Annotated in this window: 18 protein-coding genes and 1 pseudogene; 14 read left to right on the forward strand and 5 right to left on the reverse strand. The window is 64.9% G+C overall.

What is annotated here, in order from left to right; genetic code table 11:
• Positions 1 to 76 precede the first annotated feature (76 nt).
• The 9 genes from AC0L27_RS27190 (at position 77) to AC0L27_RS27230 (ending at position 11,458) form a co-directional block, all read left to right on the forward strand.
• A complete protein-coding gene (locus tag AC0L27_RS27190) occupies positions 77 to 814 on the forward strand; it encodes a hypothetical protein (RefSeq protein ID WP_354205792.1) in 738 nt (245 codons plus the stop codon).
• A 125-nt stretch (positions 815 to 939) separates the two neighbouring features.
• Positions 940 to 3,108, forward strand: a complete 2,169-nt coding sequence (locus tag AC0L27_RS27195) for a hypothetical protein (protein WP_354205790.1) — start codon at positions 940 to 942, stop codon at positions 3,106 to 3,108.
• A gap of 196 nt (positions 3,109 to 3,304) precedes the next feature.
• Positions 3,305 to 3,880, forward strand: coding sequence for a hypothetical protein (locus tag AC0L27_RS27200; RefSeq protein WP_342761028.1), 576 nt, complete (start codon positions 3,305 to 3,307; stop codon positions 3,878 to 3,880).
• 281 nt (positions 3,881 to 4,161) lie between these two features.
• Complete coding sequence (gene gyrB / locus AC0L27_RS27205; protein ID WP_473320877.1) at positions 4,162 to 6,597, forward strand: DNA topoisomerase (ATP-hydrolyzing) subunit B; 2,436 nt, start codon at positions 4,162 to 4,164, stop codon at positions 6,595 to 6,597.
• A 252-nt stretch (positions 6,598 to 6,849) separates the two neighbouring features.
• Complete coding sequence (locus AC0L27_RS27210; RefSeq protein ID WP_275168716.1) at positions 6,850 to 7,317, forward strand: hypothetical protein; 468 nt, start codon at positions 6,850 to 6,852, stop codon at positions 7,315 to 7,317.
• Positions 7,318 to 7,424: 107 nt separating this feature from the next.
• Positions 7,425 to 8,720: a UDP-N-acetylglucosamine 1-carboxyvinyltransferase gene (gene murA / locus AC0L27_RS27215; RefSeq protein ID WP_275168717.1), complete on the forward strand. Its 1,296-nt coding sequence runs from the start codon at positions 7,425 to 7,427 to the stop codon at positions 8,718 to 8,720.
• A 211-nt stretch (positions 8,721 to 8,931) separates the two neighbouring features.
• Complete coding sequence (locus tag AC0L27_RS27220; protein WP_354205786.1) at positions 8,932 to 10,323, forward strand: MATE family efflux transporter; 1,392 nt, start codon at positions 8,932 to 8,934, stop codon at positions 10,321 to 10,323.
• Positions 10,323 to 10,811 (forward strand): DUF2867 domain-containing protein, encoded by a 489-nt coding sequence (locus AC0L27_RS27225; RefSeq protein ID WP_354205784.1) that lies wholly within the window; start codon positions 10,323 to 10,325, stop codon positions 10,809 to 10,811. Before AC0L27_RS27220 ends, AC0L27_RS27225 begins: the two co-directional genes overlap by 1 nt.
• Positions 10,808 to 11,458 (forward strand): 2-hydroxychromene-2-carboxylate isomerase, encoded by a 651-nt coding sequence (locus AC0L27_RS27230; protein ID WP_354205782.1) that lies wholly within the window; start codon positions 10,808 to 10,810, stop codon positions 11,456 to 11,458. Before AC0L27_RS27225 ends, AC0L27_RS27230 begins: the two co-directional genes overlap by 4 nt.
• Position 11,459: 1 nt before the next feature.
• Here AC0L27_RS27230 and AC0L27_RS27235 read toward each other — a convergent pair whose 3' ends face one another.
• Positions 11,460 to 12,575 (reverse strand): FUSC family protein, encoded by a 1,116-nt coding sequence (locus AC0L27_RS27235; RefSeq protein ID WP_354205780.1) that lies wholly within the window; start codon positions 12,573 to 12,575, stop codon positions 11,460 to 11,462.
• A gap of 124 nt (positions 12,576 to 12,699) precedes the next feature.
• Between AC0L27_RS27235 and AC0L27_RS27240 the strand changes: the two genes are divergently transcribed.
• Positions 12,700 to 14,067: an MmgE/PrpD family protein gene (locus AC0L27_RS27240; RefSeq protein ID WP_354254650.1), complete on the forward strand. Its 1,368-nt coding sequence runs from the start codon at positions 12,700 to 12,702 to the stop codon at positions 14,065 to 14,067.
• Between the two features lie 188 nt (positions 14,068 to 14,255).
• Here the strand turns inward: AC0L27_RS27240 and AC0L27_RS27245 are convergent.
• A pseudogene (locus AC0L27_RS27245) lies at positions 14,256 to 15,682 on the reverse strand (serine hydrolase domain-containing protein).
• A 145-nt stretch (positions 15,683 to 15,827) separates the two neighbouring features.
• Complete coding sequence (locus AC0L27_RS27250) at positions 15,828 to 16,889, reverse strand: helix-turn-helix domain-containing protein (RefSeq protein WP_354205774.1); 1,062 nt, start codon at positions 16,887 to 16,889, stop codon at positions 15,828 to 15,830.
• A 292-nt stretch (positions 16,890 to 17,181) separates the two neighbouring features.
• Between AC0L27_RS27250 and AC0L27_RS27255 the strand changes: the two genes are divergently transcribed.
• From AC0L27_RS27255 to AC0L27_RS27265, 3 genes are all read left to right on the forward strand, one after another.
• The gene (locus AC0L27_RS27255; RefSeq protein WP_354205772.1) at positions 17,182 to 18,099 is read left to right on the forward strand and encodes a pirin family protein; all 918 of its coding nucleotides are present in this window, start codon (positions 17,182 to 17,184) and stop codon (positions 18,097 to 18,099) included.
• Positions 18,100 to 18,177: 78 nt separating this feature from the next.
• The gene (locus AC0L27_RS27260) at positions 18,178 to 19,092 is read left to right on the forward strand and encodes a phosphoribosylaminoimidazolesuccinocarboxamide synthase (protein WP_354205770.1); all 915 of its coding nucleotides are present in this window, start codon (positions 18,178 to 18,180) and stop codon (positions 19,090 to 19,092) included.
• 334 nt (positions 19,093 to 19,426) lie between these two features.
• Positions 19,427 to 21,643 carry an SLC26A/SulP transporter family protein gene (locus AC0L27_RS27265; protein WP_354254652.1) on the forward strand — a complete coding sequence of 739 codons (2,217 nt, stop codon included), beginning with the start codon at positions 19,427 to 19,429 and terminating at the stop codon, positions 21,641 to 21,643.
• Between the two features lie 212 nt (positions 21,644 to 21,855).
• On the opposite strand, the gene AC0L27_RS27270 is transcribed toward AC0L27_RS27265, so the two are convergent.
• Both AC0L27_RS27270 and AC0L27_RS27275 read right to left on the reverse strand, forming a co-directional pair.
• Positions 21,856 to 23,349, reverse strand: coding sequence for an NAD-dependent succinate-semialdehyde dehydrogenase (locus AC0L27_RS27270; protein ID WP_354205766.1), 1,494 nt, complete (start codon positions 23,347 to 23,349; stop codon positions 21,856 to 21,858).
• A gap of 123 nt (positions 23,350 to 23,472) precedes the next feature.
• On the reverse strand, positions 23,473 to 23,793 hold the full coding sequence (locus AC0L27_RS27275) for a hypothetical protein (protein ID WP_007603877.1): 321 nt from the start codon (positions 23,791 to 23,793) through the stop codon (positions 23,473 to 23,475).
• Between the two features lie 348 nt (positions 23,794 to 24,141).
• On the opposite strand from AC0L27_RS27275, the gene AC0L27_RS27280 reads away from it, so the two are divergent.
• Positions 24,142 to 25,335, forward strand: a complete 1,194-nt coding sequence (locus AC0L27_RS27280) for a serine hydrolase domain-containing protein (protein WP_354205763.1) — start codon at positions 24,142 to 24,144, stop codon at positions 25,333 to 25,335.
• The last annotated feature ends 11 nt before the right edge of the window (positions 25,336 to 25,346 follow it).

The raw sequence follows: 25,346 nt of genomic DNA on the forward strand, positions 1-25,346 counted from the left end.
GTGTCGCAGCCGTTTTGCAATCGCGCAATGACATCACGCGCGATACCCTGGACGCGCGAGACCCCTGGAGAGTGAGATGCGGACGGCAAGGTCCGGGGCGCAGGCTTCGGCACGATGGTGGGCGTTTGCGTGCGGCATCGTCTTGCTCGCGACGTGCATGCTCGCGGCGAGCGCCGGCGCCTGGATGCCGCAGCCGCTGTTTTCGGCCGAACTCACGCCGGATCCCGATGCCAGGCTGCCCGCACCGACCCGCTACAGCTTTAGAGGGATCCACACCACCCTGATGCGGGGCGTCGAAGCGCCGCTTCGCGTCAAGCTCGAAGCCACCGTGCCCGCCGGGCTCAGCGACGTTCTCGCCTTCTACCGCAGGGAGCTCGCAAAGCTCGGCTGGCAGGAGCAGCTCGATGGCGCCGTCGTCTCCGCCGATCACGTGCAACTCGCGTTCGTCTCTCCGCTCGGGCCGGCCATGCTGGAGCTCGGCCGCAAGGACAGCAGCACCTTGGTCCATCTCGTCCAGAAGAACTCGGATACTGCAACCCGGGCGAATGTCATACCCGAACCGGGCCAGGCGAAGCTGGTGTTCAGCAACATCGGCGAGACGGAAGCCGTGCTCGGGATCAACGCGCGGACCATCAAGCGCGCCGCCGGCGCTGACGCCGTCTCGCTGGATCTGGCGCCCGGCAAATATTCCTACGACCTGGGCGTGCCCGGCCGTCCGGCTCGGACCCACATCCTCACCGTCGCGGCCGGCGACGCCTGGGAGCTCACCGTCGGGCGCGACGGCGAGGCATGGTCGCCGCTCCAGCTGTATTGACTGGTCCGGGATGTTTGAACCTGCCCGGTTCCTGCCGCGACTTCTCGTCTGAGGCTCGCCGACGGTGTCGCAGCCGTTGCAATCGCGCGCGCCCAGGCGACGCGCCGCATCCTGGAGACGTAACGATGGCGATGATCCCGCGCGGGATGCAAGTCCCGGCACGATGGCGGCTGCTTGCATGCGGTCTCTTCCTGATGGCGAGCTGCTCGATCGCAGCCGGCGCCGACGAGGGCGTCGTCGACGTCCACGCGCTGCCGCAGCTCGAAGGTGCGGTGGAAGACACCTCGCGCCCCGATCCCTATCGCGTCGAATATCGCGTACCGACGCCGCAGGCCGTGACACTGCCCGCGATCCAAAAGCTCCTGAGCGCCAACGGCTGGGTGTCCTATGTGATGCCGCTTGAGGAGAAAAGCACCCTGCTGAAGTTCAGGAAGGGACGACAGGGCCTTTCCGTTCATTTCACGCAGGCGCCCGGCCGGCCCGACCAGTCCGTGGTTTACTACACGACCGACCGGATCTACGGGAACGTGCCGTTTCCGGAAGGCGCAAGCGACATCGTGTTCGACGGGACCCGACCCTATCTCGGCTGCGTCGCGCCGACGCCGCTCGATGCAACGTCGGGTTTCTATGCCAGCCAGATGGCTGCGATCGGCTGGCAGAAGCTCACGCCGGAAACCGCTGCGCGCTGGACGACCAGCCTGGATGAAACCGCTCCCAACGGCCTGCGCGCGTTCTACGCGCACGCCGATAGCAAGGAGACCGGCTTCTATCAGCAGAAGCCTGTAATGCTGACGCTGACGCGCCGCGACGATGGCCGCACCAATGTCGATATCCGGGTCGCGCCCTTCGCCCTACCCAGCGAGCTCAAGGCCGATAGCGATCTGGCCGGCCTGCCGCGGCCGAGCCCGACCAAGACGGCCAGGGGCCTCGGCAGCGCAAGCTCCGACAAGCGCGAGATGTCGGCCGCCGCGATGGCCGAGCTGCCCGCCGTGCTCGCCTTCTATCACCGCGAGCTTGCCGCGCGCGGCTGGCAGGAGGACGGCAGCGCGCCACTCGCGCCCGGCGACGAGGTCGCGATCAAGATCTCTTCGGCGGAGGAAACCGGCGTGCTGCGGCTCGGCCGCAAATACGATTTCACCATGGTCAGCCTCACCGTGCAGGTGAAGGGATCCGCGCTTGCCGCCCGTGCAAAGGCGAAGAAAGAGGCGGACGAAAAGTTCCTTGGGGACGCGTTAGGTGCGGCCAAGCAGCTGATCACCGCCGACGAAGCAAGGCGCAAGGTGCAGGCGGCCGCATTGTCTGACGCGCCGCTGAATGCGCTCGCCGACAGCAAGACTCCGGTGCCGCTGCCCGAAAACGCCGAAGGCGTGAACTTCGAGGGCGAGGACGGCAGGCTCGAATTCTCCTCGACCTCGAGCGTGAAGGCGCTCACCGCGTTCTATCGCGCATCGCTCAAGCCAGCGGGCTGGAAAGAGCAGCCCTCCGTCATCAACCAGCCCAACATGGCGATGATGGAATTCTCCAAGAGCGGCAAGTCGATTTCGATGACCGTGATGCAGATGGGGCCGAAGGTGAACGTCAGCGCCAACGGCTCCGGTCTGGTCGTCGCCGCGGCGAAGCCCGTCGAGGCCAAATCGACGCAGGCTAAGGCGGTCCAGACCAAATCGAGGGAGCCGCTCACGCCCGATTCCGATTCCGCCCTGCCGGTGCCGACACAGCGCAGTTCGACCGGATTAAGCTCCACGAAATTCCCCGGCAGCGACCAGTCGTTCCGGACCGAGCTCGAAGCCAGCGTCCCCGCCGAGCTTGGCGAGGTCCTCGCGTTCTATCGCGCGGAGCTGACCAAGCGGGGTTGGCAGGAAAAGACCGACGGCGCGATCGTGACGGCCGAGCGGGCTGAGCTCGCGTTCACCTCGCCGGAGGGACCGGCCGTGCTGAAGCTCGGCCGCGCCAGGGACGAGACGACGGTCAGCCTGATGCAGCGAAATCCGCAGGCCGCGGCCAAGGCCGACATCATGCCGAAGGCGGGACAGGCGAGATTGATGCTCGGCAATATGGGGCCGAAGGAAGCATCGCTGACGATCAACAATCAGACCGTGAAGATCGCGGCCGGCGCCGGCGGTCCGCAGTCGCCAAAAGGCCCGATGCTCGATCTGCCGCCCGGCAAGTACCAGTACGCGCTGCGCCTGCCCGGACGTCCTGCTCGCACCGAGACGCTCACCGTAGCCGCCGGCGATGCCTGGGGCCTCCTGGTGGGACCAAGCGGAGACGTGCTGCCGCTGCAGATGTATTGAGCCAGGGGCGCTGATGCGGAGAACGGAGATGGCGACCGTAAGGCGCATGATGAGAGGGCCGGCACGCCGCTTGCTGCCGCTGTGCGGCGTCGTGCTTCTCGCAGGCGGTCTGGCCGCCGCAAGCGCGGGCGGATGGATACCACATCCATGGCCGCAAACTTCGGCCGCACTCACACCGGCGGATCCCGGCGCCGACATGCCGGTGCCGAAGCAACACAACTTCTTCGCCTCCAAAACCACCCGTGCGACCGGCATTGAAGTCCCGCTGCGTGTCGGATACGAAACCCATGTGCAAGCCGAGCTCAGCGATGTGCTGGCCTTCTACCGCACGGAGCTCGCAAAGCGCGGCTGGGAGGAAAAGCCGCACGGCACGATGGTCGCCGCCGATCACGCTCAACTCGCCTTCGTCTCCCCAAAGGGGCCGGCCACCCTGAAGCTGGCCCGTGCCAAGGACGAGACCACGGTCGAGCTTGTGCAGCGGAATACCGAGGCCGCGGCCAAGGCCAACTTCCTACCGATAGCCGGACAAGCGCGGCTGATATTCGGCTATCTTGTACCTGACGTGGCTTCGCTCACGATCAACGATAGGACCGTCAAGATCGCGGGCGGCGCAAATCACCCACAAACGCTGGATCTGCCGCCTGGCACCTATTCCTACGAGCTGCGCGTGTCCGGCCATCTGTCGCGTACCGACACCATCACCCTGGCTGCGGGCGAAGCTTGGTCCCTCAGGTGGGATGACGACGATCAGAAGCCGGATCAGATCTACTGAACCCGCTGGCCGGTTCCGGGGCGCCACGGCCCTCTCAGATCGCTTCTCCGCCCCGCAAAATCCACGTCTCTGAGGGCTAAAAACAGGGCCTAGAATCAGGCTTTTTGCAGCGGCCGGAATCGGCCATCGTGAGGCTTGAAAATAGGCTCAAAAACCCTATCTCATCAAAGACTTGCCGGGAGATACTTTGCGCTAGGCGCAATCCGTCTTTCGTGGCACAAATAGCCTGCATATCAGCGCCTTTTGCGCCGCTGATTCGGGCGACATCTCGAAGGCCTCTCATGACAGAACCTGCTCGGCAGACGCCTGCCGAAAACGAACCCTCAAATCCGAGCGATTACGGGGCGGAATCGATCCGCGTGCTGAAGGGTCTCGACGCCGTTCGCAAGCGCCCCGGCATGTATATCGGCGACACCGATGACGGCTCGGGCCTGCATCACATGGTCTACGAGGTCGTGGACAACGCGATCGACGAGGCGCTCGCGGGTCATGCTACGCGCGTGGACGTCGTACTCAATGCCGACAATTCCGTCACCGTGCGCGACGACGGCCGCGGCATTCCCGTCGACATCCACAAGGGCGAAGGCATCTCGGCAGCCGAGGTCATCATGACCCAGCTCCATGCCGGCGGTAAGTTCGACCAGAATTCCTACAAGGTTTCCGGCGGCCTGCACGGCGTCGGCGTCTCCGTCGTCAACGCGCTGTCGAGCAAGCTCGGCTTGCGCATCTGGCGCGACAACAAGGAACACTACATCGAATTCGCCCATGGCGATGCGGTCGCGCCGCTCAAGGTGGTCGGCGACGCGCCCGGCAGGCGCGGCACCGAGGTGACGTTCCAGGCCTCGACCGAAACCTTCAAGAACATCGAGTATGATTTCGCCACGCTGGAGCACCGGCTGCGCGAGCTCGCCTTCCTCAACTCCGGCGTCAACATCGCCCTCTCCGACATGCGTCACGCCGTCGAGAAGCGCGAGGAGATGCACTATTCCGGCGGCGTCGAGGAATTCGTCAAATATCTCGACCGCAACAAGAAGGCGATCGTGCCGGCGCCGATCATGGTGCGCGCGGAAGCCAACGGCATCGGCGTCGAGGCCGCGTTGTGGTGGAACGACAGCTACCACGAGAACGTGCTGTGCTTCACCAACAACATCCCGCAGCGCGACGGCGGGACCCATCTCGCCGGCTTCCGCGGTGCGCTGACGCGCCAGGTCAACGGCTATGCGGAGGCCAACGCGAAAAAGGAAAAGATCGCGCTCACCGGCGACGATTGCCGCGAAGGCCTCACCGCCGTTCTTTCGGTGAAGGTGCCGGACCCTAAATTCTCGTCGCAGACCAAGGACAAGCTGGTGTCCTCGGAAGTGCGCCCCGTGGTCGAGAACGTGCTCAACGAGGCGCTGCAGGCCTGGTTCGAGGAGCATCCTTCCGAAGCCAAGATGATCGTCGGCAAGGTGATCCAGGCGGCAGCCGCCCGCGAAGCCGCGCGAAAGGCGCGCGAGCTGACGCGCAAGAGCCCGCTCTCGGTCTCCTCGCTGCCCGGCAAGCTTGCCGATTGCCAGGAGAAGGACCCGGCGAAATCCGAGCTCTTCATCGTCGAGGGTGACTCGGCAGGTGGCAGCGCCAAGCAGGGCCGCAACCGCGAATTCCAGGCTGTGCTGCCGTTGCGCGGCAAGATCCTCAATGTCGAACGCGTGCGTCCCGACAAGATCCTGGGCAGCGAGCAGATCGGCACGCTGATCACCGCGCTCGGCACCGGCATCAGCGACGAGTTCTCGATCGAGAAGCTGCGCTATCACAAGATCATCGTGATGACGGACGCCGACGTCGACGGCGCCCACATCCGCACGCTGCTGCTCACTTTCTTCTACCGGCAAATGCGCGAGATCATCGACGGCGGCTACCTCTACATCGCCCAGCCGCCGCTCTATAAGGTCAACCGCGGCAAGTCCGAGCAATATTTGAAGGACGAGCGGGCGCTGGAAGATTATCTGATCGACACCGGGCTAGACGATTGCCTCTATATTCCCGGCAGCGGCGGCGATCGCACCGGCCGCGACCTGCGCTCGCTAGTCGACGACGCCCGCGCCGTCCGCGGTATCCTGCGCAGCCTGCACACCCGCTATAATCGCAAGGTGATCGAGCAGGCCGCCATCACCGGCGTGCTCAACAAGGCGATCTACGGCGATCCGGAGAAAGCAGCCGCCGCCGCGCAATACATCGCCGCCCGGCTCGACACACTCGCCGACGAGGTCGAGCGCGGCTGGATCGGTCAATATGCGGAAGGCCAGGGTTTCCAGTTCGAGCGCACGGTGCGCGGCGTCAAGGAAGTCGCCCTCATCGACGATGCCTTCCTGGGCTCGGTCGAAGCCCGCAAGCTCGACGAGTACACGGTGAAGCTCCAGGACGTTTATGCCCGCCCCGGCAAGCTGCGGCGCAAGGACGTCGAGCATATGGTCTACGGGCCGGTCGATCTGTTCGAGGCCGTCACCGACGCCGGCCGCAAGGGCGTCACGCTGCAGCGCTACAAAGGTCTGGGCGAGATGAACCCGGAACAGCTCTGGGAAACGACGCTGGATATCAATGCGCGATCGCTGCTCCAGGTGAAGGTCAAGGAGGTCGACGAGGCCGACGACATCTTCACCAAGCTGATGGGCGACGTGGTCGAACCGCGCCGCGACTTCATCCAGGAACATTCGCTGAGCGCGACGATCGATATCTGAGATCGGTCGTACCGGCGATCTTGTTGCGGCCCATCCTTCGCGCGCCCGCTTTGGCGGGCTCCTCAGGATGAGGTCTCGCTTCGCGCGAAACTCTAAACCCTCATGGTGAGGAGCGCCGCCTGCGGCGCGTCTCGAACCACGAGGCCGAGCCGTCAGGAGCTTGTGCTCGGCTCCCCCTGAACCTCACCACCCGCGATCGCGACGAAGTGGCATGAACCCGCGAGACCTGTTCCGGCCGGGAAGCGCCACGCCATGACCAGCTCCGTAGCAACCAGTTCCGCTGTGCCATCTCGCCGTCTGGGCATCATCGGCAGCATTGTCGGCATGCTGGCGCTGATGGCGGCGGTGTTGCCGCATTGGGTGGTGCCGCTCGTGTTTCCGCCACCACCGGCGGATCAGGTCATCGTCGACACCGGACACCGCATCAAGGACCGCGTGATCGCGCGGATGAAGGGCATGGAGTATCAGGCTCCGAAGGTCGAGAAATCGGCTGGACGAAGCTGGAGCGAAGCCTCCTCGGTCACCGCGATCTCGCTCGGCCTACTCGCGATCCTGCTCTCGGTCCTTGCGCTCATTTTTCGGGAGGAACGGCTCCTCGCGGCCGTGGCGGCCACGCTCGGCACCGGCGCCGTCGCGATCGAAATCTCCTTTGTCGTGATCGGCGCGCTGATTCTGATCGCGATCCTCTATGTGGTGGCGAATATCATCGGGCTGTTTTAAGGCCCTTCGGGCAGGCTCGAGCCGCGGCCGGCGCAATTGCTACCGCGCTCAATTCTCTGTAGTTTCCGCCTCGAAACCCGCCCCACCAACAGGACAGCGAGAACCCCGTGGCGCCCATCCAGTACATCGTCGAGGGCGGTCACCGGCTCTCGGGCTCGATCGAGCCGTCCGGCAACAAGAATTCGGCGCTGCCGATCATCGCCGCAGCCCTGCTCACCGAGCATCCGGTGACGCTGGAAAACGTGCCGCGGATCCGCGACACCGAGACGCTGGTCGAACTGATCCGCTCGGTCGGCGCGGCGGCGGAATGGACGGCTCGCAACACGCTTCATATTCACGCCAAGAGCATCCGCGCCGCCGATCTCGATCCTGAGCTGTGCGTCCGCATCCGCGCCTCGATCCTGCTCGCCGGTCCCCTGCTCGCCCGCTGCGGTGAAGTGATGCTGCCGCCGCCCGGCGGCGACGTCATCGGCCGCCGAAGGCTCGACACGCATGTGCTGGCGCTCGAGCAATTGGGGGCTAAGGTCACCGCGACCGACCGACTCGAATTCCGCGCTTCGAAACTGACCGGCGCCGACGTGTTCCTGGACGAGCCCAGCGTGACCGCGACCGAGAACGCGCTGGTCGCGGCCGTCGCCGCCGAAGGCACCACGTATTTGCGCAACGCCGCGTCCGAGCCGCATGTGCAGGACCTCGCCAATTTCCTGGTCGCGCTCGGCGCTGGGATCGAGGGCATCGGCACCAACACCATGATCGTGCACGGTCCGGCGACGCTGGGCGGTGCGACCTACCGGATCCAGCCCGACCATATCGAGGTCGGCTCGCTGATCGGGCTTGCGGCCGTGACGCGTTCGCCGCTTCGCATCACGCGCGCGGGCGTCGAGCATCTGCGCTCGATCCGGATGGGGTTCGAGCGGCTCGGCATCGTCTGCCGCATCGAGGGCGACGATCTCATCGTGCCCTCGAACCAGACGCTGAAGATCCAGGACGATTTTGGCGGCCACGTGCCGAAGCTGGAAGACCAGCCCTGGCCGGCCTTCCCGGCCGATCTGATGTCGATCGCGATCGTCACCGCCACGCAATGCGAGGGCGTGATCCTGATGTTCGAGAAGATGTTCGAATCGCGGATGTTCTTCGTCGACAAGCTGATCGCGATGGGCGCGCGCATCGTGCTGTGCGACCCGCATCGCGCCATCATCGCAGGCCCCAGCCGGCTGCACGGCGCGACGATGACCTCACCCGACATTCGCGCCGGCATGGCCATGCTACTCGCGGCCGTCTGCGCCGAGGGCACCTCCACGATCAACAACGCCGACCAGATCGAGCGCGGCTACGAACGCATCGACGAACGGCTGAATGCGCTCGGCGCGAAGATCAGGCGCGTGCCCGAACGGAAGGGCTGAGGCGCTTTTTCCTTCTCCCCTTGCGGGAGAAGGTGGCGCGAAGCGCCGGATGAGGGGTTCTCTCCGCAAATTCACATCGCAAGAGATGGACTCGCGGAGACAACCCCTCACCCGTCTCGCCGCTACGCGGCAAGCCACCCTCTCCCGCAAGGGGAGAGGGGAAGAAGCGGAAGCCATGTTTTCGTCGCCCGGCTGTGCTATTGACCCGGCCATGCTCGACACCATCCAACCCCGTACGCAGCCGCAAGCCGGCGTGCCGCTAAATCCTCTCGCCGACGAATTCGTCGAGACGCTGCGGCTGGCCGTGCCGATGATGCTGACGCAGCTCGGGCAGATCGCGATGATCACGACCGATCTCGCGCTGATCGGGCGGCTCGGCGAGAGCGCCGTCGCCGCGGCAGCGCTGGCGCATACGGTCTATTTCGTCAGCTTCACGTTCGGGCTCGGATTGATGGCTGCGGTGTCGCCGCTCGTCGCGCAGGCCTTTGGCGCCGGCGATGTCAGACGTATCCGCCGCTCGTTGCGCGTCGGCTTGTGGGTCGCGTTGCTGATCTCGCTGCCGATGATGGCCTCGCCGCTCTATGGCGAGCACATCCTGGTCGCACTCGGTCAGGCGCCGCACTCGGCCGCGCTCGCCCAGCGCTATCTAAACGGGCTGGCTTGGGGCATCGCGCCGGCGCTCGGCTTCATCGCGCTACGCAGCATGATGAGCGCGGTGAACCGGCCGCAGGCCCCGCTGTGGATCACGCTCGCGGCGATCCCCGTCAATGCCGCGCTGGTCTACGTCCTGATCCATGGCCTGTTCGGCCTGCCGGAGCTCGGCCTGTTCGGCGCGGGGCTTGCGACAACGCTGGTCAATCTCGGCACGTTCGTCGCCACGCTCGCCATTGCGGGCCTGCGCACGCCGTTCGCGGACTATCGTCCGCTTGCCCATTTCTGGCGGATCGACTGGCCTCTGATGCGAAAACTGATCGCGATCGGCGCCCCGATCTCGTTCTCGCTGCTGCTGGAATACGGCCTGTTCTCTTCGGCGGCGCTGCTGATGGGGTTGATCTCGACCACGGCGCTCGCGGCGCATCAGATCGCGCTCCAGGTCACCGCCGTGCTGTTCATGGTCCCGCTCGGCATCGGCATGGCGGCCACCGTGCGGGTCGGCCATGCCTTCGGCCGCGGTGACCCGACAGCGGTGAAGCGCGCAGGTCTCGTCGCGGCCATGATCGGGATCGCGTTCGTCTCGGCCCTGACCGTCGCGATCATCTTCGGCCGCTATCAGCTCGGACGGCTGTTCTTCGGCAGCGGCGAGGCGAGCATGGCGAGCGTCGAGCTGACAGCGAAGCTGCTGCTGGTCGGCGCGACCTTCTTCATCGCCGATGCTATCCAGACCATCATGGGCGGCGCGCTGCGCGGCATCAATGACACCAGGATGACATTGGTATTCGCCGCGATCGGCTATTGGTGCGTGGGCTTTCCGATCGCCTGGTGGCTTGCCTTTCACGCCGATCTCGGCGCGGTCGGTGTCTGGATCGGATTGTCGATCGGATCGTTCGTCTATGCCGGGCTTCTGATCTTGCGCTTCCGGATGCTGACGCGCAAACTGGCGTGATGAACGGAACCGTCCGCGAAGTCACTCCCAATGTCGATGCCGGCACGCTGCTTGCCGGTGCGCATTTCATCGACGCCTTTCGCGTGGAGATCGGCACAGCACCGGTGAATGCCCGCGAGGCCTGCACCAGGATGGTGTTGCACAGACTGCGCTGGATCGATGCACTGATGCGCCTGCGCAATATTCTGGTGGCGCCATTCGGTCTGAAGACATCGGGCGAGGGCGCGCCGGCGCCGGGCGGTTTGATCGGCCCGTTTCCGGTGCTCAGCGAAACGCCGGAACGGCTGGTCGCCGGCTTCGACGATTCCCACCTCGATTTTCGGCTCGTGGTCGATGTGACAGGCGAAGCGACGGGACGGCAGGTCACCTCGACTACCCTGGTGCGGACGCATAATCTGCTCGGCCGCACCTACCTTGCGGTTATTATGCCCTTCCACAAGCTCGTGGTCCGCGGCATGATGAGCCGGATCGCAGAGCCGGCGCGATGACGCTCTCGGTCGACCTCTTCTACTCCTTTCGCAGCCCGTTCAGCTATCTGGCGCTCCCCAAGACGCTAAAGCTCGTCGAAGACTACGATCTGGCGGTGAATTTGCGGCCGGTCTATCCGCTGGCAGTCCGTGTGCCCGGGTTTTTCAAGAAGGCCAGTCCGAACTTCATTCGCTATGTGGTGCTCGACAGCACGCGCGTGGCGCAGCACGAGGGCATTCCGTTCCGCTTTCCGAGGCCGGATCCGATCGTGCAGGACAAGGTGACGTTCGACGTCGCGGCGGAGCAGCCCTACATCCACCGCCTGACCCGGCTTGGTGCCATGGCGCAGCTCGAGGGACGCTCGCTCGCATTCACTGATGCGATCGCCCGCGTGCTGTGGGACGGCTCGGTGGCGGGCTGGAATGAGGGCGATCATCTCGCGCGCGCCGCCGACAAGGCAGGCTTTGATCTCGCCGAAATGGATGCCGCGATCACCGCAGACCCGGATCGCTACGAGCAGGTGATCACGGAGAACGAGAAGGACCATGCCGGCTCCGGCCATTGGGGCGTACCGACCTTCGTGTTCGACAACGAGCCGTTCTTCGGCCAGGACCGCATCGATTTGCTGGTCTGGCGCATGGAAGGCAAGGGCTTGATTCGGCGTTAGCTCACTCCGCCACGCGCGCGGGCTTGTCGGCCGCGGCCTCCGACCATTCGCCGACGACGCGATCGAGATCGCAGAGATTCTGGTGCATCTGCTCCAGGGAAAACCCGAGCGCGAAGAAGCGCTCGGCGGTATCGCTGGGCTGGCCCCGGATCAGGCCGTCCTGGCGCACGGCGGCGACCGCCTCGGCATAATGCTGGAGCGCGACATGCACAGGGTGGATCGGCGGAGCGCCGGCGCCTTCGCGCAAGGCCGCGGCGGCCGAACCCAGGAAGCGCGCTATCACGGTAGAGACTTCCGTCAGCGGCGCGGCAAGCCGCGTCTGCACCTCGGCCGGCAACGGCACCACGGTCGAGCGGCCGATCATCACGACGTCATGGCGCAGCCGCAAGATCGTGCGCAACAACGGGCCGGTGTCCGGCCCGCTCGACAATCGCGCAGAGCGCTCGCGCTCGGCTTCGGCGCCGATGGTATTCATGCCGACCATCGCGGTGCCGATACCGTCCTGAATCCGATGCAGCGCGTCGTTGTCCCGGCCGCGCGTCAGGCCCGCGAGCAATTCGGTGAAGGCCTCCGCGATCAGTTCGAGCAGCTTCGCCGCGCTGGCGCGGATTTGCCGCACCGCGCGCGATGGCAGCACCAGGAAGGAGACCAGCAACCCAGTGATGGCGCCGACCGCGACTTCGCTGACGCGATCGATCGCCGAGGCCATGGGATCGGCATGATGCATCGACGGAAGCACGAGCACGATCACGGCCGTCACCGTTGCAGAGCTCAGATTTGGATAAATGGATGCGACAAAGGCAAGCGGCGCCACGGCCAGCACCAGCAGACCCAGCAGTCCCAGTTCGCCGGAATAGGGGATCAGGATCGCGATAGCGCCGCCATAGATGGCGCCGCCGATGGTGCCGAGCATGTAGTCGCGCGTCGCCTTCAGCGAGCGCCCGACGCTCATCTGGGTCACGATGATGGAGGTGAGGACGGCCCAGAGCGGCAACAAGAGATGCAGCGCGGTGGCGAGCGCGTAGGCGCCGGTGGCCGCCACCGTGACCCGGATCGCCAACCCCAATTGGGTCTTTCGCGACCAGACCCGGTCGAACAGCTCTCCTGCGAATGCCATGGTCGCGTATCCCGGTCCAACTCTGGTAAAGCCAGCCAAAAGCATAGCTGATGCCCGCGGCCCCGAGGCCGCTTGAAAGGCCAAATCAGCCCGCCTAACTTGCGCGCCAAAACGAGGAAACACGATGGCTCACGAAACCGCAACGCTCGCCGCCTATGTCGCCAACCTGAAATTCCAGGATATTCCGGCGGAAGTGCTGGATCGCGCAAAAGTGCTGACGCTGGACTTCCTTGGCAGCGCGATCCGGGCCCGCAGCGAAGCGGAATCGACCCCCTCGATCCTGAAGATGCTGGAGGCGCTCGCGCTCGACACCAAAGGCGAATCCACCGTGTTCGGCGACAGCAAGACCTGGACGCCGGCAGTCGCGGCGCTGCTCAACGGCGCGCTCGGCCATTCCCTCGACTTCGACGACACCCATGCGGACTCCTCGTTGCATCCGAGCGCGCCGGTGGTTCCGGCCGCCTTCGCCATCGGCGAGATGGTCGGCGCGTCGGGCCGCGACGTGCTGACCGCGATCGTTGCGGGCTATGAGGTCTGCTGCCGGCTCGGCAACGCGCTCGACCCGACCTCGCATTATGCCCGCGGCTTTCACCCCACCGCCACCGCCGGCACCTATGGCGCAGCAGCGGCCGCCGGCAAACTGTTTGGCCTGTCCGAGCAACAGCTCATCGCCGCCTTCGGCGTCGCCGGCAGCCAAGCCGCGGGCTCGCTGCAATTCCTGGTCAACGGCGCCTGGAACAAGCGCTACCAGGTCGGCGCCGCCGCGATGAATGGCGTGATCGCCGCGACGCTGGCGCGCAACGATTTCGTCGGCGCGACGGAATCGGTCGAGGGCAAGCACGGCCTGCTCACCGGCTACACCGACGATGCGCATCCCGACAAGGCGGTCGCCGAGCTCGGCAAGACTTACGAAACCATGAAGATCGGCGTGAAACCGTATCCGAGCTGCCGCTATACCCACGCCGCGATCGACGCGCTGATCGCGATGCGGCGCGAGCACAATCTGACGCCCGATCAGGTCAAGCGCGTCGAGATCGGACTGCATCGCAACGGCATCACCTTGACCGGCGACGCCGCGACCAAGCGCCACCCGACCTCGATCGTCGGCGGTCAGTTCTCGATGTTCTTCACCGGCGCGCTCGCGCTCGACCAGGGCTCATTTGGCTGGGACGACTACAACCGCCTGGGTGACGCCGCCATCGACGCGCTCGCTGACAAGTTCGACGTGGTGCAGGACGATCGGCTCGAAATCGGCCGCAGCCATCCCTTTGGCGCGCGCGTGAGTATCACCACCGACGACGGCGTGCATGAGCGCCTCTACGCCGATCCATCGGGAGAGCCAACCTCGTTCCCGGATGCGCAGGCGATGCAGCAGAAGTTCTTGACGCTCGCCCGCCCGGTGTTGAATGCGCGCGCGGAGAAATTCGCGGACGCGATCATGACGCTGGAGCGGTTCGATCGCGTGGCGAAGGCGACGGAGCTGGGGCGTTAGTAGAATTGCGCTACACGAGCGGTGCACCCTCGCCCCTTGTGGGAGAGGGTGGCTCGCCGCGCAGCGGCGAGACGGGTGAGGGGTTCTCTCCGCGAGCACACCTCTCACAATTGCATTCGCAGAAGCATACCCCTCATCCGGCGCTTCGCGCCACCTTCTCCCACAAGGGGAGAAGGGAAGAGAGCACCTCAATTCACCCGCGCCAACTTTCCCTTTCGCGCGTAGCCGCAACCACGTCGCGCACCAGATCGAACACACCGTCCGCTTCCGGCGGTGCGTTCGGGGAACGGCCTAAACGCACGATCACCAGACGCTCCGACGGAATCACGATCGTGTATTGCCCGATCGTGCCCTTGGCGAAGAAGGCATCGCGCGGCCAGCCGTGCTTGACGCGGAAGGTCGCGCCAAAACTGTCGCCCTGGTTGGTCCAGAAGCCGGCGCCGATACCGACCCAGGCATTGGGCGTCGCCGACGCCGAGTAATTCACCCAGCCCTCGGGCAGGATGCGCCTGCCGCCGGCGACGCCGTCGTTGAGATAAAGCTGCCCGAAGCGCGCCCAGTCGCGCGCGGATGCGAGCATCTCGCTCGACCCCTTGATCGTGCCGGCGCCGTCGAGCTGGAGCGTGACGTGGCGCATGCCGAGCGGCGCGAACAATTCGCGGCGCGCGAAGGCAAGCGCTCCTTCGGGATTGCCGCCGGCAGCGTTGCAAATCAGATGCGCGAGCATGATGGTGTTGCCGTCGTGATAATTCCACACGGTGCCCGGCGCGGTCGCAAGCGGCATGCTCGCGGCATAGGTGACCATGTCGCCTTCGATGAATTTCATGCGATTGACCGGCTCGAAGGCGGAGCCGAGCGAGGCCTGAAGCGAGCTGCCGAGCGCCAGGCCCGCGGTGTGGCGTAGCAATTGATCGACGGTGATGGCGTGACGCGGATCGTCCCGATTTGTCCAGGCGGCGACCGGTGCGGGCCCGTCGAGCTTCAGTCTGCCCTGGCGCACGAGGATGCCGGTGAGAGCCGAGATCACGGACTTCGTCATGGAGAAGCCGAGCAGCGGCGTCTCCGGTCCGATGCCGTCCGCATAGCGCTCCGCGATGATGCGGCCCGATTTCATGACGACGATCGCGCGGGTGCGGCGGAATGGCGGCGACGTCGGCTCGGCGAAGGCACGATCGAGCGCGGCTGACAACTCCGGGCTTTGCGGCGGCACGACCGCGGGGCCGGCAATCTCGGGCAGCAACACCGGCTGCCGGTCATCAGGCGGCAGCCTGACGTCGGCGATACCAGTGCCGTGCTCGAGCGTGCAGCCGAGGCCCTCGCGATAGACGGCATGGCTGCGGCCAATGCCGAACAGCGTCACCGTAACGTCCTTGCGCGCGCGATCGACCTGATAGCCCATCGCCCAGGTGAGCAAACCGGCACCCGGCATCGCATCAATGGTCTCGGTCAAATTACGCCTGACATCGAGGCCGGAGACAAACGTCTCCGAGCAGAGCACGTCGGCGATGAAGCCGGTGGCGACCTTGGGCACGTCATGGGCGCGAACCGCGCCGAGCGCGAGGCCGGCAAAGGCGACGGTGGTGGTGAGAAGGACAATCTTGCGGCGGCGGGTCACGGGCTTGCTCCGGCTTGAGGCGTGTGCCGGAGACGAGACGGCATTCACGCGATGCCCGCTCGCCGGAGCTGGAAAACGGCATAGCTGAAAACCGCGAGACGCTCGCCGATTCCAAAATAACCTAGATATTTCAGTACACTAAAGATTAGACAGCATTCACCTTGAGCCGCCGATATTCCGTCGGCGTCACGCCGGTCACGGCCTTGAAGGCGCGGTTGAAGGGGCCGAGCGACTGGAAGCCGGAATCCATCGCGATGGTGATGACGGGGACCTCGGCTTGGGCGGGATCGGCCAGCGCGGCCTTGGCCTCCTCGATCCGGTGGTTGTTCAGGAACACATTGAAATTGCGGTAGCCGAGCCTCTGGTTGATCAGCCGCCGCAGCCGGTATTCGGGAATTTTCAGCCGGCCCGCCAGCACGCCGATGCTGATGTTCTCCTGGCGATAGATCCGCTCGTCCGCCATCAGCCGCATCAGGGCGTCGATGAGCTTTTGGTCGGCGGCGTCCTCGCCAACAGGCTGGCTCGCCGCGATCGCCGGCGCAGCGTCCGTGGCGGCTGGAAACAGGTCGGCGCCGTCCACGCGCATGATCGCATAGGCGATGGCCGCGACGATGCTGGCGAGCACGCCGGTATTGACGGTGTTGGCGACATCGCCGACGTCGCTGCCGACCACGAGGATCTGGAGCAGCGCGTTCAGTCCGCCATAGAGCGCGGCAGCACAGACGATGAAGATGCGAACACGGCGGCGGCGCTCGACCAGATCGGCCGACCATGAGCCGATCGTCTGCATGATCGCGAGCGCAATGAAGCCGAGCACGATCAGGTTCACCGCGGTGACGGCGAGCCGGACATGTCCGCCGGGCGCGATCCAGAGACAGCTGACGAAGCTGAACGCTGTCACCAACCCCCAGGTCAATCCGTGCCACCTGCGCAGGCAAAACTCGTCGTCGAACAGAGCGCGCGTGAACAGCCAGAACACCACGATATTGCCGGTCGACACCGCGATCAGCGGCGCATGCCATGTCGGGACCAGCGGCGATATGCCGACGGAATAGCTCGCGGCATGCGCGGCCGAGCCGAGTGCCAAGGCCGCACCGAGCCGGGCTGCCAGCACATTGCGGAAATCGCTGACAAGCGATGCCGCCAGCACTAATAGCAACGCCACAGAAGCGGCGCGGAATGCGAGTTCAAGGGCGGCTGATGTCATCAGATGCTGTGGCCATCGGTATGGGCGAGCCGAACATCGTCCGTCGGGTTGATTTTTTCAAGCACCATCCGCACCACAGCTGTCATCGTCCGGCTTGACCGGACGATCCAGTACTCCGAGAGGGTTGCAATCGAGCTGATGGGCCGCTGCGTACTGGATCGCCCGCTTTCGCGGACGATGACAGTCGTGCATGCGGCACTGCTGCCGTCACAACGTCTGAACCCGGCTTTGTCGCGACGGCGGTGTAAATTTCTGCTAGCGTCGGGACCAAGAAAGCCAAAAGGAGTCCATCATGAGTTGGCAACCCTCGAACGATCCCGTGCTCGGCGATCCCATGTCCTGCGATGCGCTCGATCTCGTCATCGTGCCGCGCACGCGCGATCTCGGCGATGGCTTCGCGGTGCGGCGCGCATTGCCGCACGGCAAGCGGCAGATGGTCGGTCCCTTCATCTTCTTCGACCATTTCGGGCCTGTGCAATTCGTCTCCGGCAAGGGCATGGACGTCCGGCCGCATCCACATATCGGGCTTGCCACGGTCACCTATCTCTTTGACGGCGCGATCATGCATCGCGACAGTGAGGGCAACATCCAGGAAATCCAGCCCGGCGCGATGAACTTGATGACAGCCGGCCGCGGCATCGCACATTCCGAGCGCACGCCGGATGTACAACGCGCCTCGGGGCAGAAAATGCTGGGCCTGCAAAGCTGGATCGCGCTGCCGGCCGGATCGGAAGAGATCGCCCCGTCGTTCCAGCACTACGGCGCGGGGGACCTGCCGATGGTCTCCGAACGCGACTTCACCGCGAAGGTGATCGCGGGCTCGGCTTTCGGCATCACCTCGCCTGTGTCGATGGTTTCGCCATGGTTCTATACCGAGGTCACGGCGGTCGCGGGCGCGACCGTGCCGCTCGATCCTGATCATGAGGAGCGCGCCATCTACGTCGTCGACGGCGAGGTCGAGATCGCGAACGAGCGCTACGAGGGGCCGCGGCTGCTGATCTTCCGTCCGGGCGACCGCATCACGGTGAACGCGCTCAAAGCCACGCGGATGATGTTTCTGGGCGGCGACGCCCTGGAGGGCCCGCGCCACATCTGGTGGAATTTCGTGTCCTCCAGCAAGGAGCGGATCGAGCAGGCCAAGCAGGACTGGAAAACCGGCCGCTTCGCGGCAGTTCCGCAGGAACATGAGTTCATTCCGCTGCCGGAATAGGCTATCCCGGTTTCCGGTCGCGCGATCAGGTGCGGCCGGATTTTCCTGTCGCAAGGCCTTGCTCCGAAAGTTCTGCCGATGACCGCCATGCTCTCCAGCGACCTGCCGCTGCCCAAGATCGGGCGCGGCAAGGTGCGCGATATCTACGCCGTCGATGACGACCGCCTGCTGCTCGTCACCACCGACCGCATCAGCGCCTTCGACGTCGTGATGGGCGAGACCATCCCGATGAAGGGCGCGGTGCTGACGCAAATCAGCGCGTTCTGGTTCAACGAGCTCGAAGGCGTGGTGCCGCATCACATGATCAGCGCCGACACCGACGAGATCATCGCCGCCGTGCCGGCCTTGAAACCGCATCGCGCCGAAATTCTCGGCCGCGCCATGCTCTGCCGCCGGACCACGGTGTTTCCGATCGAATGCGTGATCCGCGGCTATCTCTCGGGCTCGGCCTGGAAGGAATATGCAGCAAGCGGCACGCTGGCCGGCGAAAAGCTGAAGGCGGGCCTCGTCGAGAGCGAGAAGCTGGAGCCTTCGATCTTCAGCCCGGCGACCAAGGCCGAGACCGGCCATGACGAGAACATCACCATCGCGAAGATGCGCGAGGTCGTCGGCGACGAGACGGCCTACACGCTCGAGAGCATGACCCGCGCGATCTACACGCTCGGCGAGGAACTCGCCCGCGAGCAGGGCATCATCATCGCCGACACCAAGTTCGAATTCGGCCGTGACAAGGACGGCCGCATCATCCTGATCGACGAAGTCATGACGCCGGACTCCTCGCGCTTCTGGGCCGTCGACGCCTACAAGCCGGGCCAGCCGCAGGCGAGCTTCGACAAGCAGCCCTTGCGGGACTATCTCGACGTCGAACGCCGCGCGGGCCGCTGGAACGGCGACGCCCCGCCGCCGCCTTTGCCGGCAAGCGTGGTGGACGCAACCAGCAAGCGGTATCTGGAAGCGTATCGCCGCGTGACGGGAAGCGAGCTGAAGATCTAGCGCAGGCGCTATCGTCGTCCCGGCGAAGGCCGGGACCCATACCGCGAGGTCTATCGATCGCTGACGGTTCTAATCCCGAACAATCGATCTTCGCCACACATCTCCCTGGGGGTATGGGTCCCGGCCTTCGCCGGGACGACACCGAGTATGTGTGCCTGCTCGGTGACTCTCCATCCGCCTGCTGCGCATGATTAGCCGTTCGCACGCCGTGGACCGCATCCTCACCGAATGCTCCCGAAACTGTCGGGTACTCCACATTTGAAAGAAACTTGTTGCGCTACCGTCCGAGTCGTCTACCTCTCGGAGGGGAATATTCACGAGCGAGTGTCACGGCGTGACAGATCCAGCAATTGGCTTCACTCCGTCGACCGGACTTAATCCGGCCCTCAAGCGCGCGCTGAACGATATATTGGGCGGGAGCGCCGCCAGCGTCTTGACCGTCACGTTCGGACTGTCCTACTCGCTGCTGATCTTCGCGGGGCCGCTGTCGCCCTATCTGTCCTACGGCATCACGGCAACTTTCGTCAGCTCCGCGGTGCTTGCGGCCGTCATCGGGCTCGGCAGCTCCCTGCCCTTCGCGATTGCAGCCCCCGACAGCTCGACCGCCGCGGTGACGGGTATCCTGGCCGCCTCGGTGGTCGAACGCATCGAGACGGCGAACCTGTCGGCACCGTTGCTGTCGCCGATCCTGATCACGCTCGGCCTGTCGACCATGCTGACAGGATTGGTGCTGTGTGGACTAGGCCTGACGCGGCTTGGCCGCGCCATCCGCTACGTGCCTTATCCCGTGGTCGGCGGCTTCCTCGGCGCAACCGGACTTCTCATCGTCATGGGTGCGGTCCGGGTGATCACCGACCATCCGCTGCAATTCGCGACACTGTCGCACTTCGCCAACCGCACCATCTTGCTGGAGCTCGGTGCCGCCTGCGTGATGGCGCTGGTGCTGTATCTCACCTGGCACCGCTCGCGCAGCCCGTTCGGACTGCCGATCATCCTGGTCGCGGGCATGCTCACCGCGCATCTGGCGTTCTGGGTCACCGGCGTTTCCTTCGATGACGCGCGCACATTGGGCTGGACCTTTCAGCCCCCGCCGCAAGCGGCCTTCATGCTGCCCTGGCATACCGACGATCTCGCACGGTATCCCTGGTTTGCCATCCCGGACCTGCTTGGCAATGTCGTCGCCGTCATCTTCGTCACGGCCTCGAGCACGCTGTTCAACACCACCGGCATCGAGGTGGCCACGCATCGCGAAGCCAATCTGGAGTGTGAGCTGAACGTCACCGGCGCCGCCAACATCCTGACCGGCATGCTGGGCGGCTACCCAGGCTGCAGCTCCACCAGCCGCTCGATGCTGAATTTTTCCAGCGGCGGCCGCGGGCGTCTGTCCGGCCTCACCGTCGCGGCGCTGTCACTTCTGATGCTCGCTGTCGCGCCCGAGCTGCTCGGCTTCATCCCCAAATTCGTGCTCGGCGGCTTGTTGCTCTATCTCGGCGCCGACCAGTTGCACAAATGGATCATCGAGTCGCGCAAGCGGCTGTCGAAGCTGGAATATCTGTCGCTGATCGCCATCATCGCGATCATCGTCGCCTGGGGTTTCGTTCCGGGCATCCTGATCGGCGTCATCATCGGCTGCGCGACGTTTGCGTTCAGCGCCGCGCGGGTCGAGTCGATCAAATACAGTTTCGACGGCTCGGAGTACCGCTCCTCGCTCGACCGCTCGCGCGACGACCAGGACGTGCTGCTGGCCCATGGCGGCAAGATCCAAGGCCTCAATCTCCAGAGCTATCTGTTCTTCGGCTCGGCCAACCGGCTCTATCAGCACGTCAAGCGGCTGCTGCAGGAACGCCCCGAATGCCGCTATCTGCTGTTCGACTTCAAGCTCGTCACCGGCGTCGATTCATCGGCCGCGTATAGCTTTGCCCAGATCAAGCGCAGCGCTGGCGAACTGGGCGTCGAGCTGATCCTGGTGCATCTGTCGGCTGCGGCCGAGAAGGTGCTGCGCTCCAGCGACTTCGTCGGCGAGGGCGTCACCATCATTCCCGAGCTCGATCACGCGCTGGAATGGTGCGAAAACGAGCTCATCTCGCAGCATCAGGAGCTGGCGCAGGAAGAAGCCAGCCTGCGCGACTGGTTCACGCGAATGCTCGGCAGCGAGGATGGCGCCGACGAGCTGATCCGCCGCTGCCAGCGCATCGAGGTCGAAGCCGGCGAGGTCATCGTGCAGGCCGGCGATCCCGCCGATTCCATGCATTTCATTCTCGACGGGCGCGTCGGCATCATGATTCCGGCCGACGACGACCGCACCACGCGCGTGCGCAGCCTCGGCCGTTACACCACGATCGGCGAGATGGGGCTGGTGTCACGGACACCGCGTAGCGCCACCATCCAGGCCGAAGTCGACAGCGTGCTCTACGTGCTGAATACGCACCAGTTCGACGCCATCAAGACCGAGGATCCCGCGCTCAGCCACAAGCTGCTGACCTATTTCGTGTCCGTGATGGCGGAGCGGCTGACCTTTGCGAATCGCACGATTGCGGTGTTGAGGCGGTAGCGAACGCCGTTGAGTAATTAGCGCACCACACATTGGATGTCGTCCTGGCGAAAGCCAGGACCCATACCGCGGAATCTATCTCTCGCAGGCGGTGGAAGTACCGGACCACCAATCTTCGCCAAACGCCTCGCTGGGGTAACGGGTCCTGGCTTTCGCCAGGACGACCCTGGAGGGGGCATTGCGTTCATCACATCCGCGAATGATGGCGAGCCCTACACCCCCGCCATCATCACGTATTTGATCTCGACATATTCTTCCATGCCGTGATGCGAGCCTTCGCGGCCGAGGCCGCTCTCCTTGACGCCGCCGAAGGGGGCGACTTCGGTGGTGATCAGGCCGGTGTTGACGCCGACCATGCCGGATTCCAGCGCTTCGGCGACTCGCCAGACGCGGCCGAGATCGCGGGAGTAGAAGTAGGAGGCGAGACCGAACGGCGAGGCGTTGCACATCGCGATGACGTCGGCCTCGTCCTTGAAGCGGATCACCGGTGCGAGCGGGCCGAAGGTTTCCTCCTGCGCCACCAGCGAGTCCGGCTTGACGTCGGAGAGCACCGTCGGCTCGAAGAACGAGCGCCCGAGTTCGCTGCGCTTGCCGCCGGTGACGACCTTGGCGCCGCGCTTGACGGCATCGGCGATGTGGCGCTCGACCTTGTCGACCGCTTTCAAATTGATCAGCGGACCCTGCGTGACGCCGGTTTCCGTGCCATCGCCGATCTTCATCGCCGCGACCTTCTTCGACAGCTTCTGCACGAACTCGTCGTAGATCTTGTCCTGGGCGTAGAGGCGGTTGGCGCAGACACAGGTCTGGCCCATGTTGCGGTATTTCGAGACAATTGCGCCTTCGACCGCCGCATCGATATCGGCGTCGTCGAACACCACGAACGGCGCGTTGCCGCCGAGCTCGAGGCCGAGCCGCTTCACACCAACAGAGGCCTGCCGGTAGAGAATTTTGCCGACCGCGGTCGAGCCGGTAAAGCCGACGAAACGCACGGCCGGATGCTCGCACAGCACCTTGCCGATCGGCGCTGCATCGCCGGTGATGATGTTGAGCACGCCCTTGGGGATGCCGGCCTTCTCGGCGAGCACGGCCAGCGCCAAAGCCGAGAGTGGCGTCTCGTTGGCGGGCTTCAGCACCACGGTGCAGCCCGCGGCCAGCGCCGGCGAGACCTTTCGGGTGATCATCGAGTTCGGGAAATTCCACGGTGTGATGGCGCCGCAGACACCGATCGGCTGCTTGATCGCAAGCAGGCGCGCATCGGGCCGCTGGGTCGGGATGGTCTCGCCATAGACGCGGCGGGCTTGCTCGGCGAAAAACTCGATATAGGCGGCGCCGATGTCGACCTCGCCGAGCGCTTCGGCGAGCGGCTTGCCCTGCTCGGAGGTGAGGATCAGCGCGAGGTCCTCGCGATTGGCGATGATCAGCTCGAACCATTTGCGCAAAATATTGGAGCGCTGCTTGGCGGTGTGCTTGGCCCAGGCCGGGAACGCGCGTTCGGCCGCTTCGACCGCCCTAGTGGCATCATCTACGGAGAGCTGCGGAACCTTTGCAAGCTCGACGCCGGTCGCGGGATTGTTGACGGCGAAGACCGGCGAGCCGACCCAGGCGCCGTCGATGTAGCAGGCCTCCTTCAGAAGCGACGGGTCCTTCAATCGGTCGCGCAGATTGGACGTGGCGTGCTGGGCACGAGCGGTGGCGGTCGGGGTCATGGCGTTACTCCCAAAGGCTTTTGCGGGCTGTTCCGGTTCGGCCGGAATATAGGGAAAAGCGGCGCGCAATGCACCGTCCCGCAACGCACATCTGCTGGGAGCCAGGCTGGGAGCGGCGCGTCCTTACGCCGCGCCGCTCAGATAGGTCTCGCGCCGCCCGATCATGCGCTCGGCGGCGGCCTTGGCGTCCGCCTTCGAAGAGGTCGCGCAGGTCCGGTATTCGAGATCGGGGACGTCGGAGGCGTTGCGGCGGCCGAACCAGGACTTTGAACCGACCGGCAGCAATGCAAGCGCCTGCGCCAGATTGTCGACCGCGCCGAACGAATAGAGCGCGCCGGTGCCGGCGATGCGGACCTCGTAGATACCGGGCGCGATCGGCGCTTCCAGGTTCTCGCCCCGTCCGGGACGGGGATAGCGCTTCCATTCACTCCAGGTCGAAATCATCTGAGGTCCCCCTCGCGGCCGGTGGGCGGCCGCCAAATTTGCATCAAGTCTTAACGTTGGCCCGCGATTGGGCCCGGTGCTGAACGCCACAACTCACAAAATGTTTCAAGTGCTCGAAAACTTTCGAAACATTTCGCCCAGGCCCATCCAAGGTCACGGCTCGTTGCGGCCATCCACCGAAGATTGTGACTGCGTGTTGCGGTTCGGTCTATTGTCGTCCTGCGTGGGTGACGGACCGTCAAGTCACGACATCGCGACCGCGGCAGGTATGTGGATGTGCTTGCCGCGCGGCGCACGCGGGAGGACAATCGATCGCTTCCAACAATAATCAAACCGGAGGAAACGCGTATGCAAGGCAAAGCTGAGATCGACCAGATTCTGCGCCAGAAGAGCGAAGCCAGGGAGATTCCGGGCGTCGTTGCCATTGCTGCCAGCGGTACCGACGTGCTGTATCAGGGCGCGTTCGGCAAGCGCGACCTGTCCAAGCCGGATGCGATGACCGCCGACAGCGTGTTCTGGATCGCATCGATGACGAAGGCGGTGACATCGGCGGGCGCGATGCAGCTCGTCGAGCGAGGCAAGCTGTCGCTGGATGCGCCGATCGGCGACGTGTTGCCCGATCTCGCCAAGCCGCAGGTGCTCGAAGGTTTCGATGCCAAGGGCGAGGCCAAGCTGCGGCCGGCCAAGGGGCCGATCACGCTGCGCCAACTCATGACCCACACGGCAGGCTTCTGCTACAACATGTGGAACGGCGATCTCGCGGTCTATCTGGACAAGAACGGCATCCCCGCCATCACCACCTGCCAGAACGCGGCGTTGAAGACGCCGATCATGACCGACCCCGGCACGCGCTGGGAATACGGCACTAATATCGATTTCGTCGGCAAGGCGGTGGAAGCCGTCAGCGGCAAGCGCCTCGATGCCTATCTGCGCGACAATCTGTTCGCACCGCTCGGCATGAGCGATACCGCTTTCAAGATCACCGACGACATGCGCAAGCGCCTGGTCGGCATGCATGCGCGCGGCGAGGATGGCCAACTCGCCGCGATCCCGTTCGAGCTCGAGCAGGAGCCCGAATTCCACATGGGTGGCGGCGGCCTCTATTCGACCGCAGCCGACTACATCAGGTTCACCCAGATGATCCTGAACAAGGGCCGCGGCAACGGCAATCAGGTGCTGAAGGCCGAGACCGTCGCGACGATGGGGCAGAACCACATCGGCGACCTCGCCATGGGCAAGATGACCACGGCAGCGCCGATGTACACCAATGACGTCGATCTCTACCCGGAACAGGTGAAGAAGTGGGGCCTCAGCTTCATGATCAACACCGCCAAGACCGCCGAGGGCCGCAGCGCGGGCAGCCTCGCCTGGGCGGGCCTCGCCAACACCTATTACTGGATCGACCCGGCGCGCGACGTCACCGGCGTGATCCTGATGCAGCTGCTGCCATTCGCCGACGCAAAGTGTCTCGAGGCTTTTGCCGGCTTCGAGCGCGGCGTCTATGCCGGGCTTGATGCCGGCAGCGGGCAGAAGGCGGCGTAAGGCGGCCAAAC

Source organism: Bradyrhizobium sp. Ken51 (assembly GCF_055807435.1).